Annotated in this window: 13 protein-coding genes and 1 pseudogene; 3 read left to right on the top strand and 11 right to left on the bottom strand. The window is 62.5% G+C overall.

The annotated features are described in order from the left end of the window. The first annotated feature begins 261 nt into the window (after nt 1-261). Nucleotides 262-8,910 carry a glycoside hydrolase family 94 protein gene (locus BKX96_RS02225; RefSeq protein ID WP_077182551.1) on the top strand — a complete coding sequence of 2,883 codons (8,649 nt, stop codon included), beginning with the start codon at nt 262-264 and terminating at the stop codon, nt 8,908-8,910. 27 nt (nt 8,911-8,937) lie between these two features. Here the strand turns inward: BKX96_RS02225 and BKX96_RS02220 are convergent, their stop codons facing one another. Continuing rightward, a complete protein-coding gene (locus BKX96_RS02220) occupies nt 8,938-9,117 on the bottom strand; it encodes a hypothetical protein (protein ID WP_046815093.1) in 180 nt (59 codons plus the stop codon). Between the two features lie 147 nt (nt 9,118-9,264). Between BKX96_RS02220 and BKX96_RS02215 the strand changes: the two genes are divergently transcribed. After that, complete coding sequence (locus BKX96_RS02215; RefSeq protein WP_077182550.1) at nt 9,265-9,990, top strand: Crp/Fnr family transcriptional regulator; 726 nt, start codon at nt 9,265-9,267, stop codon at nt 9,988-9,990. Nucleotides 9,991-10,011: 21 nt separating this feature from the next. Here the strand turns inward: BKX96_RS02215 and BKX96_RS02210 are convergent, their stop codons facing one another. Further along, nucleotides 10,012-10,905, bottom strand: coding sequence for a LysR substrate-binding domain-containing protein (locus BKX96_RS02210; RefSeq protein ID WP_077182549.1), 894 nt, complete (start codon nt 10,903-10,905; stop codon nt 10,012-10,014). Nucleotides 10,906-11,060: 155 nt separating this feature from the next. On the opposite strand from BKX96_RS02210, the gene ampC reads away from it, so the two are divergent. Next, the gene (gene ampC, locus BKX96_RS02205; protein WP_077182548.1) at nt 11,061-12,218 is read left to right on the top strand and encodes a class C beta-lactamase; all 1,158 of its coding nucleotides are present in this window, start codon (nt 11,061-11,063) and stop codon (nt 12,216-12,218) included. Nucleotides 12,219-12,347: 129 nt separating this feature from the next. On the opposite strand, the pseudogene BKX96_RS02200 reads toward ampC, so the two are convergent. The 9 genes and pseudogenes from BKX96_RS02200 to tli1a (BKX96_RS02165) all read right to left on the bottom strand — a co-directional run. After that, nucleotides 12,348-12,578: pseudogene (locus tag BKX96_RS02200) on the bottom strand (type VI secretion IcmF C-terminal domain-containing protein); the annotation flags it as partial. Nucleotides 12,579-12,668: 90 nt separating this feature from the next. Next, the gene (locus BKX96_RS32760; protein ID WP_179092117.1) at nt 12,669-12,815 is read right to left on the bottom strand and encodes a hypothetical protein; all 147 of its coding nucleotides are present in this window, start codon (nt 12,813-12,815) and stop codon (nt 12,669-12,671) included. After that, nucleotides 12,803-13,375 (bottom strand): Tli1a family immunity protein, encoded by a 573-nt coding sequence (gene tli1a, locus BKX96_RS02195; RefSeq protein ID WP_082240442.1) that lies wholly within the window; start codon nt 13,373-13,375, stop codon nt 12,803-12,805. Before tli1a (BKX96_RS02195) ends, BKX96_RS32760 begins: the two co-directional genes overlap by 13 nt. Further along, a complete protein-coding gene (locus BKX96_RS02190; RefSeq protein ID WP_077182546.1) occupies nt 13,362-13,637 on the bottom strand; it encodes a hypothetical protein in 276 nt (91 codons plus the stop codon). The genes tli1a (BKX96_RS02195) and BKX96_RS02190 overlap by 14 nt, the downstream gene beginning before the upstream one ends. Then, entirely contained in the window at nt 13,625-14,197 is a 573-nt protein-coding gene (tli1a, locus tag BKX96_RS02185) for a Tli1a family immunity protein (RefSeq protein ID WP_082240441.1), read from the bottom strand. The genes BKX96_RS02190 and tli1a (BKX96_RS02185) overlap by 13 nt, the downstream gene beginning before the upstream one ends. Next, nucleotides 14,184-16,484, bottom strand: a complete 2,301-nt coding sequence (locus BKX96_RS02180; RefSeq protein WP_077182545.1) for a T6SS phospholipase effector Tle1-like catalytic domain-containing protein — start codon at nt 16,482-16,484, stop codon at nt 14,184-14,186. The genes tli1a (BKX96_RS02185) and BKX96_RS02180 overlap by 14 nt, the downstream gene beginning before the upstream one ends. Next, nucleotides 16,472-17,056: a Tli1a family immunity protein gene (gene tli1a, locus BKX96_RS02175; RefSeq protein WP_082240440.1), complete on the bottom strand. Its 585-nt coding sequence runs from the start codon at nt 17,054-17,056 to the stop codon at nt 16,472-16,474. Before tli1a (BKX96_RS02175) ends, BKX96_RS02180 begins: the two co-directional genes overlap by 13 nt. Beyond that, nucleotides 17,043-18,011 carry a T6SS phospholipase effector Tle1-like catalytic domain-containing protein gene (locus BKX96_RS33050; RefSeq protein WP_077182544.1) on the bottom strand — a complete coding sequence of 323 codons (969 nt, stop codon included), beginning with the start codon at nt 18,009-18,011 and terminating at the stop codon, nt 17,043-17,045. The genes tli1a (BKX96_RS02175) and BKX96_RS33050 overlap by 14 nt, the downstream gene beginning before the upstream one ends. Beyond that, complete coding sequence (tli1a, locus tag BKX96_RS02165; RefSeq protein WP_077183108.1) at nt 17,999-18,496, bottom strand: Tli1a family immunity protein; 498 nt, start codon at nt 18,494-18,496, stop codon at nt 17,999-18,001. The genes BKX96_RS33050 and tli1a (BKX96_RS02165) overlap by 13 nt, the downstream gene beginning before the upstream one ends. Nucleotides 18,497-18,519 lie beyond the last annotated feature (23 nt).

The following is an 18,519-nucleotide window of genomic DNA, read 5'->3' as shown; positions in this document are numbered from 1 at the left end:
AAAGGAATGGACAGTGGCAACTTTAATGACCCGGTATTGCTCCGGCCAATCGCGTGCTTCGCTAGAAGGTATCGCAACGGAAGATACCTGCCTCCAGCACCGCTTATGTTCGCTACCGAACAGACCCCACCCGCTCGAATAACTCACACTCGTCGGTGGAATGCTGCGCCCGGCGGCGCAATGCCCCGCACACCCAGCCTGGCGTAGAACCGCCTTCATTCCACATGCGACCCGCCCTGCGCGGGTCGTACGAAGGATTTCATGGAAAATATCCTGACTCGCACCCTGTCCAGCCTTTGGCGCTCACCGGCCATCTGGCTGCGGTGGAGTGCCGCGCGGCACAAGTTCGAGTACGAGCCCATCCTGCGTTCCGACCTGTTCAACGCGCAGCAGATGGCCGACCACGGAATCGTACTGGCCCGCCAACACGTGCTCGGTCGTCTTTCAAGAAAGGATGCCTTGCTGGGCCGCCTGACGGACAACCAACTGCTGCTGGAACGTAGCTGCGCAGCGCTCAAGACCGTGCAACTGTCCAGCCGACGCGCTACCCCGGCGGCGGAATGGCTGCTGGACAACTTCTACCTGATCGAAGAAAACATCCGCACCGCCCGGACCCACCTGCCCGACGGCTATAGCCGCGAGCTGCCACGCCTGGCCGAAGGTCCTTCGGCAGGCTTGCCGCGGGTCTACGACATCGCCCTGGAAACCATCGCCCACGGTGATGGCCGGGTCGACGCGCCGAGCCTGGATTGTTTCATCGCCTCGTACCAGACCATCACGCCGCTGGCCCTGGGCGAGCTGTGGGCCATCCCGATCATGCTGCGCCTGGCGCTGATCGAGAACCTGCGGCGCGTGGCGTCCCGGGTCATGGCCAACCGCGATGACCGTAACCTGGCCGATGACTGGGCCGATCGCTTGATCGAAATGGCCGAGCGCGACGCCAAGAGCGTGGTCTTGACCGTGGCCGACATGGCGCGCTCGGCACCGCCAATGACGCCGGCATTCGTTGCAGAACTGGCGCGCCGCCTGCACGGGCAAAGCGCCGCCCTGATCTTGCCCATGGCGTGGATAGAACAAACCCTCGGTGAGGCCGGCCTGACCGTAGAACGCCTGGTGCAGATGGATGCCCAGCAGCAATCCGGCGACCAGGTGTCCATCAGCAACAGCATCGCCAGCCTGCGCTTGCTGGCAGCGACCGACTGGCGCGAGTTCGTCGAGCTGCTCAGCCATGTCGAACAGGTCTTGTGCACGGACCCGGCGGCGGTCTACTCCAACATGGACTTTGCCACCCGCGATCGCTACCGCCATGTGGTCGAACGCCTGGCCCGGCATTGCTTGCAGTCTGAAACCCAGGTGGCACAAGCCGCCATCGAACTGGCCAGCAAGCCCGCGCCCACGGCCGGAGTGAGCGCACACGTGGGCTATTACCTGGTGGCCGACGGATTACTCAGCCTGGAACGAGCGCTGCACGCCAGCGTGCCGCTGCACGATCGATGGAAGCGCCTGCTGCAGAGCGCTCCATTGAAATTCTACCTGTGCCCCGCACTGCTGCTGACACTGCTGTTGGCCTGGCCATTTCTCAGCAGTGCATACCACAGCGGCACGCCAACCTGGGGCCTGATCCTGCTCGCCGTGCCCGCACTCTTGATGACCAGCCGCCTGGCGATCGGGCTGGTCAACTGGCTGGTGACCCTCACTGTAGTCCCGTCGCTACTGCCGCGCCTGGACTACAGCAAAGGCATACCGGCCGAGGCGCGCACCCTGGTGGCGGTGCCGACGATGTTTGCCAACGCCGGCGACATCGAGGCGCTGGCGGAAGGGCTGGAAGTTCGGTTCCTGGCCAATCGCGATGCCAACCTGCATTTCGCGCTGCTCAGTGACTTCATGGATGCCCCTGCCGAAGTGATGCCCGAAGACGGCGAACTGCTCGCCCTGGCGCGTCAACTGATCGAGGCGCTCAACCACAAATATGCCGATGGCCAGGTCGACCGTTTCTTCCTGCTGCACAGGCCCAGGCACTGGAGCTCGACCGAGCAGGTATGGATGGGGCATGAGCGCAAGCGTGGCAAGCTCGCCGAGCTCAACGCCTTGCTGCGTGGCCAAGGCCGGGAGCGCTTCGCCTTGATCGTCGGTGATGTCGCGCCGCTGATGGCGGTGCGCTTCGTCATCACCCTGGACACCGACACCCTGCTGCCACGGGATGTCGCGCGTCAGTGCGTCGGTGCCATGATGCACCCGCTGAACCATCCGGTCTTCGATCAACAGAGCGGCAAGATCGTCAGCGGCTACGCCATCCTCCAGCCCCGCGTGGGGATCAGCCTGCCCAGCACGGCACGCTCGACCTACGCCCGCCTGTTCGGCAGCGATGCCGGCATCGACCCTTATACCCGCGCCGTTTCCGATGTGTATCAAGACCTGTTTCGCAACGGGTCCTTCATCGGCAAGGGCATCTATGCCGTCGACGCCTTCGAACAGGCACTCAAGGGCTGCCTGCCCGACAACCGTATCCTCAGCCATGACTTGATCGAAGGCTGCTATGCCCGCTGCGGGCTGCTCAGCGATGTGCAGTTGTATGAGGAATACCCGTCTCGCTACAGCGCCGATGCCAAGCGCCGACATCGCTGGATTCGCGGCGACTGGCAAGTCCTGTACTGGGCCCTGCCATGGGCACCGAAACCCCAGGGCGGCTTCGCGGCCAATGGCCTGAGCAACCTGGCCCGCTGGAAAATTTTCGACAATCTGCGCCGCAGCCTGGAGCCGGGCGCCTTCCTGACCATGCTGGCATGGGGCTGGCTGGCTTCGGACGAGGCCGCCTCCTGGACGTTGGCGGTGGTCATTCTGGTGTGCCTGCAACCCGTGCTGCAGTCGGTCCTGGCGCTGGTGCAGAAAGCGGCCGATATTCCCCTGGGGCAACACCTGAGCGCGGCGCTGCATACCTCGGGCCAGCATTTCATGCGGGCACTGCTGTCGATTGTCTGGTTGCCCTCCGATGCGTTGTTGAGCGTCGATGCGATTGCTCGCTCACTGTGGCGCATGCTGATCAGCAAGCGCCACCTGCTGCAATGGCAACCTTCCCGTGAGGTGGAGCGCTCCAGTGGCAACGATCTGGCCGGCATGTATAAAAGCCTGTGGATTGCGCCTGCGCTGGCCCTGCTTCTATGTGCTGCCCTACTCCCCTCTCTCCACGTACTTGCCCTGGCGGCACCCTTGCTGCTGGTGTGGCTGGCAAGCCCGGCGATTGCCTGGTGGATCAGTCTGCCGACGACACCGAGCGGGTTCAGTCCGTCAGCCCAGGACCTGCGCTTTCTGCGCAGGCTGTCACGCCAGACCTGGGCGTTTTTCGATCGCTATGTGGGCCCTGAGGACAACTGGTTGCCGCCGGACAACGTCCAGGAAATACCCAAGCCGACCATTGCCCACAGGACCTCTCCGACCAACATGGGCATGGCCTTGCTCTCTCACCTGGCGGCCCACGATTTCGGTTACTTGAGCACCGCGCGCCTGCTTGAACGCATCACGGCCATGCTTGATAGCATGGCCAGCCTCGAGCGACACCAGGGTCACTTCTACAACTGGTACGACACCCAGACACTGCTGCCGCTGGCGCCGCGGTATGTGTCCACCGTGGACAGCGGCAACCTGGCGGGCCTGTTGCTCACCCTGCGGCCGGGGCTTCTGGGGTTGATCGATACCCCACTGTTCGACCGACGCGGTCTTGTCGGGCTGGGCGACACCCTCGATGTGCTGCAGCAAGCGCTACAGGGCGCGGGCCTCGATGACCAAGCCGTGCTTGAACTGCGCGAGAAGGTCGAATCGGCCATTGTCCACGGTACCCCGTACAATCTCCTGCCGCTGCTCGATCAGGTGCAGGCCCTGGCAATCGACGGCACGGCCGGGTCTGCCGAGGAAGCTCACTACTGGCTGCAGGCATTGCAGGCGCAGTGTGCAGACCTGCGGGCAGAACAACTGTGCTTCGAGTTGCCGCCGACACCGACACCCGCATTCACCTTGCGGCAAATGGCCGAGCTCGATACCACGCTGTGGCTGCCCGCCGATCAGGCGCAAGTGCAGGCGGTCCAACATCTGGCCCGGGCACGCATCAGCCAGATCGAGCACCTGGCCGAACTGTCCGCAGCACTGGCGAGCATGGATTTCACCTTCCTCTACGATGCCCAGCGCGACCTGTTCTCCATCGGCTACAACGCCGACGAACGCCGGCTGGACAACGGCTATTACGACCTGCTCGCTTCCGAGGTGCGCCTGACCAATTTCGTGGTCATCGCCCAGGGTCAGCTGCCGCAACAGGCCTGGTTCACCCTCGGGCGCCTGCTCAGCAACAATCGCGGGGTGCCGGTGCTGCTGTCCTGGTCCGGCTCGATGTTCGAGTACCTGATGCCCAACCTGGTCATGCCCAGCTATGAAGGCACGCTGCTGGAGCAGACCTGCCGCGCGGCCGTCGCCTTGCAGATCGAACATGGTCACCAGTTGGGCATCCCCTGGGGTGTGTCCGAGTCGGGCTACAACACCCTGGACGCCCATTCCAATTATCAGTATCGGGCGTTCGGTGTACCTGGCCTCGGTCTCAAGCGCGGGCTGGCCGAGGACACCGTGATTGCGCCGTACGCCAGCGCCCTGGCGCTGCTGGTCGAGCCGCAAGCGGCCTGTCGCAACCTGCAACGCCTGGCGGCCCAGGGCTCGGCCGGTCGTTATGGCATGTACGAAGCAGTCGACTACACCGAGGCGCGTCTGCCTCGCGGCCAGCGCTATGCGGTCGTGCGGTCGTTCATGGCGCACCATCAAGGCATGAGCCTGCTGGCCTTGACCAGCCTGCTGCTGGACCGGCCCATGCAGCGACGTTTCGAGTCGATCCCGGCCTTCCAGGCGACCCTCCTGTTGCTGCAGGAACGCGTACCGAAAACCGCCGCGCCCTACCTGCATGCGGCCCAGGCGCTTACCACTGCGCAAGACGGACAGGCACAGGAAACCAGCCTTCGCGTATTCGCCGATCCCGGGCGCAAACGCCCCGCCGTCCAGCTGCTGTCCAACGGCCGTTACCACGTCATGCTCAGCAGTGCTGGCGGCGGTTATAGCCGTTGCAACGACATCGCCGTGACCCGCTGGCATGAAGACGCGACCCGCGACAACTGGGGCATGTTCTGCTACCTGCGCGATGTCAGCAGCGGCGTGTTCTGGTCCTCGGCGCACCAACCGACCCGGCACCGGCCAGAAAGCCACGAGGCGATTTTCAGCGATGCGCGGGCCGAGTTTCGGGTTCGCGAGCTCGACTTCGATACGCACACCGAGATCGTCGTGTCCCCCGAAGACGATATCGAACTGCGCCGGCTGCACATCACCAACCGCGGCCGCGTACGGCGCAGCGTGGAGATCACCACCTACGCCGAGGTGGTCCTGGCACCGGCCATCAGTGATGCCATGCACCCGGCTTTCAGCAACCTGTTCGTGCAGACCGAACTGTTGCCGGCGTTGCAGGCCATCGTCTGCACCCGCAGGCGCCGTTCCACTGAGGAAGCCGTGCCCTGGATGTGTCATCTGCTGGCCGCCCATGGCGCGGACATCGACGCGATTTCCTACGAGACCGATCGCGCGCGCTTCATCGGCCGGGGACGCGACGTTGCAGCACCGGCGGCGCTCGATGGCCATGTCCAGCAGCTGTCCGGCACTGCCGGCTCGGTGCTGGACCCGATCGTCGCGATCCGCTGCCGCATTGCCCTGGAGCCCGGGCAAACGGCGACCATCGACCTGGTGACCGGCGTCGCCGACAGCCGTGAAGGTTGCCTGTACCTGATCAACAAATACCGCGACCGCCACCTCGCCGATCGCGTCTTCGACCTGGCCTGGACCCACAGCCAAGTGTTGCTGCGCCAACTCAATGTCACGCCGGAAGATGCCCGCCTGTTTGAACATATGGCCGCGTCGATCCTCTACGCCAACGCCGCATTGCGCGCCGAAAACAGCGTGTTGATGGCCAACCGGCGCAATCAATCGAGCCTCTGGGGCCAGGCGATCTCCGGCGACCTGCCCATCGTCCTGCTGCAGATCGCCACCGTGGAGAACATCGAGCTGGTGCAGCAGATGGTCAAGGCCCATGCCTACTGGCGACAAAAGGGCCTGATGGTCGACCTGGTGATCTGGAACGAAGACCAGGCCGGTTATCGCCAGCAACTCCAGGACCTGATCATGGGGGTGGTAACGTCCGGCAGCGAAGCCGCGCTGATCGACCATCCCGGGGGCATATTCGTGCGTCCGGCACAGCAGTTGTCGAACGAGGACCGCACGCTGATCCTGTCAGTGGCGCGCCTGGTGCTCAGCGAAAGCAAAGGCAGCATGGCCGAACAGCTGCAGCGCCGTCACGCCAGCCCGGTGGCCCCGGCGCTGGTCCCCACCCTCAAGCGCCAGGCCAAGGCAACGGCGGCCACGGCCCTGCCCGCCCTCGACGGCTTGCTGCTGGGCAACGCCTATGGCGGCTTCAGTGCCGATGGCAGCGAATACGTCATGACCTTGCAGCCTGGCCAGCCGACACCGGCGCCATGGGCCAACGTGTTGGCCAACCCGCACTTCGGCTCGGTGATTTCCGAAAGCGGTGGCGCCTACACCTGGATGGAAAACGCCCACGAATTTCGCCTGAGCCCGTGGCACAACGACCCGATCACCGATGCCAGCGGCGAGGCGATCTATGTGCGCGATGAAGACACCGGGCATGTCTGGTCGGTGACGCCACAGCCTTGTCCCGGCACGGGCGCGTACCGTACCCGGCACGGCTTCGGCTACAGCGTCTTCGAGCACGACCAAGACGGTATCCACACCGAGTTGTGGGTGTATGTGGCGCTGGATGCTTCGATCAAATTCTCGCACTTGCAGATTCGCAATCGCTCAGGCCGCCCAAGGCGCCTGTCGACGACCTGCTATGTCGAGTGGGTGCTGGGCGACTTGCGCAGCAAATCGGCGATGCATGTGGTGACGGAAGCCGATCCCACCAGCGGCGCATTCTTCGCCAGGAACGCCTATTCGATCGAGTTTGGCGAACGGGTCGCGTTCCTCGATACCGACTCGACCGACACCAGCATTAGCGGCGATCGCACCGAGTTCATCGGCCGCAACGGCAGCCTCAAGGCACCGGCGGGACTGCAGCAGGCACGCCTGTCGGGCCGTACCGGTGGCGGCTTCGATCCTTGCGGGGCGATACAGGTGGCCCTGGACCTCGACAACGGCGATGAGCAGGACGTGGTCTTCCGCCTCGGCGCAGCCAGGGACACGGCATCCGCCCTGCGCCTGGTTCAACAATACCGAGGCCTGGGGACGGCAACCGCGCAACTTGAGGCGGTGCGCGAGCATTGGCGTTCGCAGCTGGACGTGATCCAGGTCCAGACCCCCGACCCGAGCATCGATGTGATGGTCAATGGCTGGCTGATGTACCAGGTGATCGCCTGTCGCTTCCAGGCCCGCAGTGGCTACTACCAGTCCGGCGGAGCGATCGGCTTTCGCGATCAACTGCAGGACAGCATGGCGATGATCCATGCCGATCCCGCCAGCGTGCGTGGTCACCTGTTGCTGTGTGCGGCCCATCAATATGCCGAAGGCGACGTGCAGCACTGGTGGCACCCACCGCTGGATCGCGGTGTACGCAGTGGCTGTTCGGACGATTACCTGTGGCTGGCGCTAGCGACCAGTCACTACGTCAGCGTCACCGGCGACCTCAGTGTGCTGGCCGAACCCGCGGGCTATCTTGAAGGCCGGCCTCTCAATGCCGGGGAGGAGTCTTACTACGACCTGCCGGGCAAATCGCACCTCGAAGAAAGCCTCTATCAGCATTGTGTACGGGCCATCGAACACAGCCTGCAGCGCGGCAGCCACGGCCTGCCCTTGATCGGCACGGGCGACTGGAACGACGGGATGAACCGGGTCGGCCATCTGGGCCAAGGGGAAAGCGTGTGGCTGGGGTTCTTCAGCTTCGATGTCTTGCAGCGCTTTGCCCTCACCGCCCAATTGCATGGCGACCACGCTTTCGCACAGCGCTGTACCCAGCAGGCCGCCCTGCTGCAGGCCAGTCTGGAAGAACATGCCTGGGACGGCTCATGGTACCGGCGGGCGTACTTTGACGACGGCCAGGTCCTGGGCTCGGCCAACAATGACGAATGCCGCATCGACTCAATCGCGCAAAGCTGGTCGGTACTCTCGGGTGCCGCCCCGCAAACCCGGCGCCGTACGGCCATGGCCTCGGTTGAGCAGCACCTGGTTCGCCCCGACACCGGCGCGGTCCTGCTGCTCGATCCGCCCTTCGACACAGGTGTGCTCGAGCCTGGATATATCAAGGGCTATGTGCCGGGCGTGCGGGAAAATGGTGGCCAGTACACCCACGCCGCGGTCTGGGCCGGCATGGCGTTCGCCGAGCTGGGGGACAGCGCCAGGGCCTGGCGCTTGCTCGACATGATCAACCCGGCAGGTGGTGCAGTCGCCAACCGGCTCGAGACCTACAAAGTCGAGCCCTATGTCATGGCGGCCGACGTCTATGGCACGCCGCCCCATGCGGGACGTGGGGGTTGGACCTGGTACACCGGGTCGGCCGGCTGGATGTACCGCTTCATCGTCGAGTCATTGCTTGGCGTGCAGCGGGTCGGCACTTCGTTGCACATCGAACCGCTGCTGGCCCAGGGCTGGCCGGGCTACACGCTGCGCTATCGCCATGGGGCGACGACCTACCATATCGAGGTGCGCCCTGGCACGACCACCACGCAGGTGATCATGCTGGACGGCGAGTTGCTGGGTCACGATGCACTGCCATTGTCGGATGATGGCAGGGAGCATCAGGTGCTCGTGACCTGCCCGGTAAAAGCGCAGCAGGCGCTAATGCCTGGCTACGACAAGACCGTCGAAGCCGATCTTGAGCGCTGAGTTACAGCACGCTGGGTGGGTCAGGGTTCAGGCATTAGTGTTCGGGCCCTGGTGGTGCGGCTGCACGGCATCGCTCAGTTTGCTGTGAACCGGTTGGTTGGCCGCCTGCCCGTGCTTGGGATGCAGGGGCGGCGGCGTGCTTTGTGACTGTTTCGCCGTGGGCTTGCCGGGGCCCTGGCGAAGATTCGGATCAATGTGTTTGCTCATGGCAGTCTCCAACGTCCGGCGCTGCAGGTGCAGCGTCGCTCCCTCAAGCATCGCAGATGCCAGCGGCGACTTCGGTGCGTTGCCCCGCATAGTGCGCATTGGAGTAACCTGTCCCCTCAGGGAATTTTCCCGCGAAGGGTGGCTGATATGTTCGCTGTACCCAAGCCACAACAGAACTACCTGCTGGCCGCGCTTCCGGCGCCAGCGCTGGACCGCCTGCTGCCCCACCTCGAGCTGGTCGAGTTGCCCCTTGGCCAAGTGCTCTATGAATCCGGCGGCGCCCTGCGCCACGTGTACTTCCCCACCGATTCCATCGTGTCGCTGTTGTATGTGATGGAGAACGGCGCCTCGGCCGAGATTTCCGTGGTCGGCAACGAAGGCCTGATTGGCGTCGCAGTCTTCATGGGCGGCGAAAGCACCCCCAGCCGCGCCGTCGTGCAAAGCGCCGGGCATGCCTACCGGCTACCCGGCCAGCAACTCAAGGACGAGTTCAACCGCCACGAAGAAATGTTGCTGCTGATGCTGCGCTACACCCAGGCCCTCATCACGCAAATGGCCCAGACGGCGGTGTGCAACCGCCACCACGCCATCGACCAGCAGCTGTGTCGCTGGCTGCTCTTGTCGCTCGATCGCCTGCCCGGCAACGAGCTGACCATGACCCAGGAACTGATCGCCAACATGCTCGGCGTACGCCGTGAAGGTGTGACCGACGCCGCCGGCAAGCTGCAGCGCCTGGGGGTCATCGAATATACTCGGGGCCACATCAAGGTCCTCGACAGGACTCGTCTGGAGGCGCTGAGTTGCGAATGCTACGCCGTGGTCAAAAAAGAAACCGAACGCTTGCTGCCCTATTTTCCAATGCGGCGTGCCTGATGTCCGGCTTCTTGGCGGACATCAGACGTCTCGCAGGGCCTGGCTTTGCGCGGCGTCGACCAACCAGCTGCGAAACGCGGTCATCGCGGCAGTTTCCGGGCGCGATTGCAAGCGGGTCAGCCAGTAACTGCCGGTGGTAATGCCAATGGCAAACGGCTGATGGATCTTCTGTTCCGCCAGCTGCCGGGCGAACATCATCAGCGGCGCCAGTGCTACGCCGACGCCCTGAAGGGCCGCTTCCATCATCGCCAGCGACGAGTCGAACACGATGCTGCGCGGCGGCGCCACCGGGGCCGAAAGCCCTGCTGCCTGGAACCACTGCGACCACTCATCCGTGCGATACGAGCGCAATAATGTCTGCTGCAAAAGGTCGCTGGGCGCGTGCAACTGCCGGGCAATTTCCGGTACACAGAGCACCGACAACGGCGCATCGATCAGGCGCAACGCCTCGATCCCGTGCCATGCCCCCGCGCCAAAGCGAATGGCGTAGTCCAGCCCTTCGGCCGCCACGTCCACGCGGTTATTGTTGGTCGACAAACGCAGATCGATATAGGGGTAACGCGCCTGGAAATCCGTCAGTCGCGGCAGCAACCAACCCACCGCAAAGGTGCCGACTGCCCCCACCGTCAACACTTCACGCTGATGCCCGCCCTGCAGGCGTTCAAGGGTGTCGGCGATACGGTCGAAACATTCGCACAGCACCGGCAGCAGGTTTTCGCCCTCGCGGGTGAGCATCAATCCCCGAGGCAAGCGCTTGAACAGGGTGACGGCCAGCTGAGACTCGAGGCTTTTGACCTGATGGCTGACCGCCGCCTGGGTGACGCACAGTTCTATCGCCGCCCGAGTGAAACTCAAGTGACGCGCCGACGCTTCGAAAGCGCGCAACGCATTCAGCGGCAGGTGGGGTCGAATCATGCCTACTCCCTAGTTTTTCTAATGGCTCGTCCGAGATATCGTCGTTTGTCGTTCCTCGGCATACTGCCTAGATTTAGCGCGCCCAGCGCCAGGTCAAGCGGCGAACTGCGGCGAGCACAGCGCTGAACATCATACAATCGAAGGGAACGACACCCATGACGGATACCATCAAACTCGGCAGATTGAAGCTTTTAGCCGCCTGTGCGGCGATGCTGGCGGCAAGCGAGACGATCGCGCAGGATCACCTCGAATCGGTTGTCAACGACGCCGTGCGCCCCGTCATGCTCGCGCAAGGCATTTCCGGCATGGCCGTGGCCGTCACCTTCAATGGCAAACAGCAATACTTCAACTATGGCGTGGCGTCAAAAGAGACCGGCAAACCGGTGACGCAAGACACCCTGTTCGAGATCGGCTCGGTCAGCAAGACCTACACCGCCACCCTCATCGCCTACGCCCAGGCCACCGGCAAACTGGCATTGACCGACAAGGCCAGCGAGGTGCTGCCAGCCTTGCGCGGCAGCGCGTTCGACCACATCAGCGTGTTGCAGCTGGCCACCTATAGCGCCGGCGGCTTGCCCCTGCAATTCCCTGCCGAGGCAGACTCGGCCGATAAAATGCTCGGCTACTACCAGCAGTGGAAGCCGGTATACGCCGCTGGCAGCCACCGCCTGTATTCGAACCCCAGCATCGGGTTGTCCGGCTACCTCGCCGCCCAGGCCATGGGCCAGCCCTTCGATGTCGCAATGGAAAGCACCCTGCTGCCCAAACTCGGCCTGAAACACACCTGGCTCAAGGTGCCGCAGGATCAGATGGCGTTGTATGCCCAGGGCTACGACAAAGCCGACAAACCGGTGCGGGTCGGGCCGGGGGCGCTGGATGCCGAAGCCTACGGCGTGAAAACCAGTGCTGCGGACCTGATTGGGTTTGTTCAAGCCAACATGAAACCGGCCAGCCTGGACAAGCCCCTGCAACAGGCCATCGCCTTGACTCATACCGGGTACTACAGCGTCGGCGACATGACCCAAGGGCTCGGTTGGGAGATGTATCGCTACCCGGTCACACTGGATCGCCTGCTGGCGGGTAACTCGACGGCGATGGCCATGCAGGCGCATGAAGTCCAGTGGCTGAATCCGCCGCAATCGCAGGCTGGGAATGTGCTGTTCAACAAGACTGGTTCAACCGGTGGATTCGGGGCATATGTAGCGTATGTGCCATCGAAGGATATGGGGGTTGTGATTCTGGCCAATAAAAACTATCCGAATGCGGAGCGGATAAAAATCGCTCACCAGATTCTGAGCGCGTTGAGCGACTGAGGAGTAGACGTCAAAATCAAAAGATCGCAGCCTGCGGCAGCTCACATTGGAATGCATTCCCCCTGTAGGAGCTGCCGCAGGCTGCGATCTTTTAGGCCCGTCCATACAACATGGAACAGGCAAACCTGCCTATCCCCCTTTCCGAACCACCGCCGCACCACCCTCCCCCAGGAAGATCTGCGTCGGCAATTTAAAGCCGCGCAGCTTGAGCAACGCCAACGGCCCCGCGCCCAGTTCGGTGCGTAGGTACCAGGTCAGGCCAATGCCATCAGGGGCCTTGAGCACCACGCAAAAACGGCTGTCGCCGTCACCCAATGGCGTGACCTGGGCTTGTTCCAGCAGGCGGATCAGGCCCCAGGTGCGTTTTGCCGAGCAGGGTCAGCAGCGGGCCGAAGGTAGCGTCCAGGGCCTGGGTGATCAGTTTCAACGCCGAGCTTATCAGCGAGTCGGCTAACGCTTGGGTGCGCGTGCCGGCCTGCCCCAGGCCAGAGTGTTCATCAGGGCGATCAGGAGCGACTGGCCCACCTCGCTCATCAAAATCACCTGACTGGCTGCAGCGCAGCCCTTTCGCCCATCGGCGTGCTTCACTTCGGACATGACTGTGGCACCGGTAAATGCAACGGGGTCTTGATCGGGTATTCGGGGCTGCCGTAGGCGTAGCAGGAGGTGGTGACTTGCAGCTCTTCGCAGGGCAGGAAGTGCACGGTTAGGCCGCAGACTTTTTGGCCGGTGTAGTCAGGGAGTGGTATGACTTTGCTGTGTTGGCGTTTTTGTGAGTCGATCTGTTTTTCCCATGCCAAGTATTTCGGCCAGTCGGCATAACCTGGAAAGTTATCCGCGTAAGCCACTCCCGTCTCCCAATCGACACGCACCGTCATCCCCAGTCGCCAGCGCTGTGGTGCGATATAGCAACAGCCGCCCCCGCCCCCCTGATAAGGCCCGATGATGTCGATGCCCGAACGGCCATCGACACTGAAATGGTTGATCGCCCAGTGAGTGTGATTGATGGCTAGGAGAGTGCTGGCCTGGGCATCTTGTACAAGCAGGCTGCCAGCCAGAATGCCCACGACAACGGCCCCTTCGCGCCATGGGCTGGGTCTCGGTTCGGGTTTACAGCCATGCGTCAAGCCTAGAAAAAAAGGTTCAGGCCGATGCATTTTTCACCTCGCCAGCCTGGGCATAAAACGCGTCCCATAGCGCATCGATGTCTTGCATGGCCTGGGCCAGATGCTCGGCGTCCAGCACCACAGGTTGCGCGGCGCCGGGAGGCCCGGCATTCGGGTTGCGTATGCTCGGTTCGTGGTTCAGAGACTCGCGAGCCCGCTGTTGCCTGCGGCGTTTCACGGCCTCTGCCTGCAAACGGCCCTCGACCGGAAACGCTGGCGGGTTCCAAAGAGGAGCGTGTTTCACTTCGGACATGACTGTGGCTCCGGTAAATGCAACGGGGTCTTGATCGGGTATTCGGGGCTGCCGTAGGCGTAGCAGGAGGTAGTGACTTGCAGTTCTTCGCAGGGCAGGAAGTGCACGGTGAGGCCGCAGACTTTTTGGCCGGTGTAGTCAGGGACTGGTACGACTTTGCTGTGTTGGCGTTTTTGAGCTCTGATTTGTGCCGCCCAGACTTCGTACTTGACCTCATCCGTAAAACCGGGAAATCCATCGGGATAAGCCACCCCCGTCTCCCAACCCACACGCACCGTCATCCCCTGCTGCCAACGTGCTGCTGCGATATAGCAACAACCGCCCCCACCCCCCTGATAAGGCCCGATGATGTCGATGCCCGAACGGCCATCGACACTGAAATGGTTGATTGCCCAGTGAGTGTGATTGATGGCGTCGAGCGTGCTGGCCTGAGCATGTTGTGCAAACAGGCTGCCGATCAAAGCGCCCACGACGACGGCCCGTTCGCACCATGGGCGGGCTTTGAACTCGGCCCTGCGGTCCTGTGCCACGCCTWGAAAAAAAAGTTCAGGCCGATGCATTTTTCACCTCATCAGCCTGGACATGGAACGCTTCCCACAGCGCTTCGATGTCTTGCATGGCCTGGGCCWGGAGCTCGGCGTCCAGCGGTTGCGCGGCACCGGCAGGTCCGGCATTCGGGATGGTGCGCGCCAGCACTTCACCGTTCTCGCCATACAACGCCAGGTCGCGACGGCCGGCCTCGCCGAAAAACACCATGCGTTCGCCGAAATAACTGCCGGTCCTCTCACGTCCAAGTGTGTACATAAACCAGGCGCGGGAGTCGTGGACCTGATCGTCGAACAGTGCGCGTAACAGCCCTTCCGGATGCGCGGCGTTGCGGCTTTCGTCGACATTGCCGCGCCGGGTTTCATTTTGATGATTGATTTCGCGCAACGGTGGCGGGAATAGTCGACTGACCCGCGCCTGCCCCGAAGCTTTCATTCGCTGTCGCTCGAACCGCACCTCGGCGGTCAGTTTCTGATACAGAATCGATGTTGCGATGCCCATCGGTCCCGAGAGCTTCAAGGATTGTGGTAAACGTTCAGGGCCGCGGTAGTCTTTGCCGAACTCTTCGGCCGCTTCGCGCAACTGGGTTTGTGCCATATCGGCATCGAAATCCTTTACCCCGGGCTCCAGCGGCATGTTCGGTTCGCGGCCGAGAAACTCGCGTGCCCGTTGCTGCTTGCGGCTTTTTACGATCGCTGCTTGATTCTGGTCGCGTTCTTTTTCGGCGCGAGCTCGAACTTCCTCGTCGGCCTGGAGGTCGCTCGCCTGAAGATAGAACGGTGTATGCATCAAACTGGCGAACGCGTAGCGGTCGATGCGCCAGGCAGTGATCCAACTCATCTGCTCGCGTAGGGTCTGTTCCAGGCTAGTGGTTGCGGGTAATGGCTGGTAATGGTCAACCTGTTCAGCGGACAGCGGTTGTTGTGCTGGGGGCAAGCCCAGGGTTAGCTGACGCCAGGCATTGAAGCGATCAACTAAGGTGGGCGCGATAGCAAACTCCATCTCTCCCTCGAGATCCATCACTCTCCACACCTCATGGGTCATCTCACCCGACAAGGCAGTTTTGGGTGCTTTCAACGGAGCGCCATGAGCAAAGGCGTCGGAATAAAGATCATGCAGAGCAATTTGCGACAACAGCAAACGATCATCTCTACCTACGGCCTTACCCTGATCCCCCGGCGGATACCCCCCACCCTGATCCGAATGCACGCCCGGATAAATCACCTCCACACTATTCGCCGGGTAACCCCCCTTCTCACGGCGAATGGACTCCAACGGAAAACTCAACCGTTGCTCATGACTGGCAACGATATGCAGGCAACGCTTGACCAGGCTGCTGGCGGGCAGTTCCTGGTTGCCATCGGCCCAACTCATATGGCCGTTGGCCCCTGGTACGATATCGGCCAGGCCGACCGAGGCCACGGTGTCCAGCAGTCCCAGGTACTCGACGCTGACGGGCAGCCGCAGGTCGGACAATGGCAAGGCCAGCGCCGGCTCAGTCAGGGTCAACAGCTGGTTCAGCCAACTGATAAAGGCCCGCGCCGCCGATGCGCCACGGGAAAACCCATACACGTACAGCTTGATTCCCAACAGTTTGACCTGACCGGGTTGCGGTTGGGTCAGGGCAATGCGCAAGGGCTTTTCCAGGGCCTCGAACTGTTTGCGAAACTCACGACTGCGGGCGGCGAAGCCGGTTGCCCATTCCAGTCCGGGCGCCGTGCCCATGGCCTTCACCGCAGCGAGCAGGGCCGGGTTGTCCAGCCGTGGCAGCCCCAACGCACGGCGCAGGGCATCGAGGATCATCAACAGGCCCCAGTTGATCCGTTCCTCGCCATACCAGGCTCCCCCCAGTCCCAGAATGTTGTAGTCGAGGTCGCCGACTTCGGTAAATGGCGTGCCCACACCGGGCATGTAGTACTTGAAGTACTGGCCATTGCCGGTGCCTGCCGCATCCGTCAAACCCTTGGCAGCGGGGCTATGCCCGGTACCGCCGGCATGGCCGTCGCCAATGCTGGCGCGGAACATCCGGGCGACGTTGGTCGGGTGCCGGGGATCCGACAGGTAGAGGTCGTTATTGAGGTTATTGCCGGTGCCGTCGAAGAACAGGCTGATGTGCAAGGTCTTGCAGCACGGCGGCATCAACCGGCGCCCGGCCGCCACGCACAAGGCATCGTGGTAATCCGCCTCCAGCTGACACTGGCGCCGGTTATTTTGATGGACCTGCGCAGCGCTGCGAGGCAAACGGCCCTCGACCGGAAACGCTGGCGGGTACCACATAGAAGCGTGTTTCACTTCGGACATGACTGGGGCTCCGGCAATTGCAGTGGGGTCTTGATCGGGTATTCGGGGCTGCCGTAGGCGAAGCAGGAGGTGGTGACTTGCAGTTCTTCGCAAGGCAGGAAGTGCACGGTGAGGCCGCAGACTTTTTGGCCGGTGTAGTCAGGGACTGGTACGACTTTGCTGTGCTGGCGTTTTTGCGCCTCGACTTTGTCGAGCCAGGCGTCGTATTTGTCTTCATTTGCAAAACCAGGAAATTCATCAGCGAGACCACTTACCCCGCTGGCTCCAGTCTCCCAATCCACACGTAATGTCATCCCCGGTTGCCAACGTGCCGGCGCGATATAGCAACAACCGCCCCCGCCCCCTTGATAAGGCCCGATGATGTCGATACCCGAACGGCCATCGACACTGAAATGGTTGATTGCCCAGTGAGTGTGATTGATGGCTTCAAGAGTGCTGGCCTGGGCGTCTTGAACAAGCAGGCTGCCAACCAGAATGCCAACGACAAAGACCCGCTCGCGCCATGGGCGGGCTTTGAACTGGGGCCTGCAATCCTGTACCTCGCTTCTCACAAAAGGCTCAGGCCGATGCATTTTTCACCTCACCAGCCTGGGCATGGAGCGCTTCCCACAGCGCATCGATGTCTTGCATGGCCTGGGCCAGGAGCTCGGCGTCCAGCGGTTGCGCGGCGCCGGCAGGCCCGGCATTCGGGTTGGTGCGCGCCAGCACTTCACCGTTCTCGCCATACAACGCCAGGTCGCGACGGCCGGCCTCACCGAAAAACACCATGCGTTCGCCGAAGTAGCTGCCGAACCACTCACGTCCCTGCTTGTACATAAACCAGGCACGGGAGTCGTGGACATGATCGTCGAACAGCGCGCGCAACAACCCTTCAGGTTGCGTGGCGTTGCGGCTTTCGTCGACATTGCCGCGCCGGGTTTCATTCTGATGATTGATTTCGCGCAACGGCGGCGGGAATAGCTGACCGACACGCGCCTGCCCCGAAGCTTTCATTCGCTGTCGCTCGAATTGCACCTCGGCGGTCAGTTTCTGATAAAGAACCGACGATGCCATGCCCATCGGCCCGGCGAACTTCAAGGCCTGTGGAAAGCGATCGGCGCCGCGGTAGGCCTTACCGAACTCTTCGGCCGCTTCGCGCAACTGGGTTTGTGCCATGTCGGCATCGAAATCCTTTACCCCGGGCTCCAGCGGCATGTTCGGTTCGCGCCTGAGAAACTCGCGAGCCCGCTGCTGCTTGCGGCGTTTTACGACCTCTGCCTGATTCTGGTCGCGCTGTTCTTCGGCGCGCGCTTTGACCCCTTTGTCGGCTTCGAGGTCGCTCTCGAAGAACAGGCTGATGTGCAAGGTCTTGCAGCACGGCGGCCTCAACCGGCGCCCGGCCGCCACGCACAAGGCATCGTGGTAATCCGCCTCCAGCTGACACTGGCGCCGGTTATTTTGATGGACCTGCGCATCGCTGCGAGGCAAACGGCCCTCGACCGGAAACGCTGGCGGGTACCACATAGAAGCGTGTTTCACTTCGGACATGACTGGGGCTCCGGCAATTGCAGTGGGGTCTTGATCGGGTATTCCGGGCTGCCGTAGGCGTAGCAGGAGGTGCTGACTTGCAGTTCTTCGCAGGGCAGGAAGTGCACGGTGAGACCGCAGACTTTTTGGCCGGTGTAGTCAGGGACTGGTACGACTTTGCTGTGCTGGCGTTTTTGCGCCTCGACTTTACCGACCCAAGCCAAGTACTTCGGCCTATCAGCAAAACCGGGAAATTCATCAGCGAGTTCACTCACCCCGCTGGCTCCCGTCTCCCAATCCACACGCACCGTCATCCCCTGTTGCCAACGTGCCGGCGCGACATAACAGCACCCGCCCCCGCCCCCTTGGTAAGGTCCGATAATGTCGATCCCCGAACGGCCATCGACACTGAAATGATTGATGGCCCAGTGGGTGTGGTTGATGGCCTCAAGGGTGCGGGCCTGGATGTCCTGCGCGAATGCGGAGGCAGTCAGATCGATGAGCATGGCAACGATTACGTTGTTTACTG

The sequence above is a fragment of the Pseudomonas putida genome (assembly GCF_001976065.1).
GTDB classification, from domain to species: Bacteria; Pseudomonadota; Gammaproteobacteria; order Pseudomonadales; family Pseudomonadaceae; genus Aquipseudomonas; species Aquipseudomonas serbica.
The sequence above is the reverse complement of the archived record's forward strand: the minus strand, read 5'-3'. Positions and strand labels throughout refer to the sequence as shown.

Coding starts and splice junctions, on each gene's coding strand:
- BKX96_RS02225 (WP_077182551.1), top strand. CDS start 262: ATGGAAAATATCCTGACTCGCACCCTGTCCAGCCTTTGGCGCTCACCG.
- BKX96_RS02220 (WP_046815093.1), bottom strand. CDS start 9,117: ATGAGCAAACACATTGATCCGAATCTTCGCCAGGGCCCCGGCAAGCCC.
- BKX96_RS02215 (WP_077182550.1), top strand. CDS start 9,265: ATGTTCGCTGTACCCAAGCCACAACAGAACTACCTGCTGGCCGCGCTT.
- BKX96_RS02210 (WP_077182549.1), bottom strand. CDS start 10,905: ATGATTCGACCCCACCTGCCGCTGAATGCGTTGCGCGCTTTCGAAGCG.
- ampC (WP_077182548.1), top strand. CDS start 11,061: ATGACGGATACCATCAAACTCGGCAGATTGAAGCTTTTAGCCGCCTGT.
- BKX96_RS32760 (WP_179092117.1), bottom strand. CDS start 12,815: ATGTCCGAAGTGAAGCACGCCGATGGGCGAAAGGGCTGCGCTGCAGCC.
- tli1a (WP_082240442.1), bottom strand. CDS start 13,375: ATGCATCGGCCTGAACCTTTTTTTCTAGGCTTGACGCATGGCTGTAAA.
- BKX96_RS02190 (WP_077182546.1), bottom strand. CDS start 13,637: ATGTCCGAAGTGAAACACGCTCCTCTTTGGAACCCGCCAGCGTTTCCG.
- tli1a (WP_082240440.1), bottom strand. CDS start 17,056: ATGCATCGGCCTGAGCCTTTTGTGAGAAGCGAGGTACAGGATTGCAGG.
- BKX96_RS33050 (WP_077182544.1), bottom strand. CDS start 18,011: ATGTCCGAAGTGAAACACGCTTCTATGTGGTACCCGCCAGCGTTTCCG.
- tli1a (WP_077183108.1), bottom strand. CDS start 18,496: ATGCTCATCGATCTGACTGCCTCCGCATTCGCGCAGGACATCCAGGCC.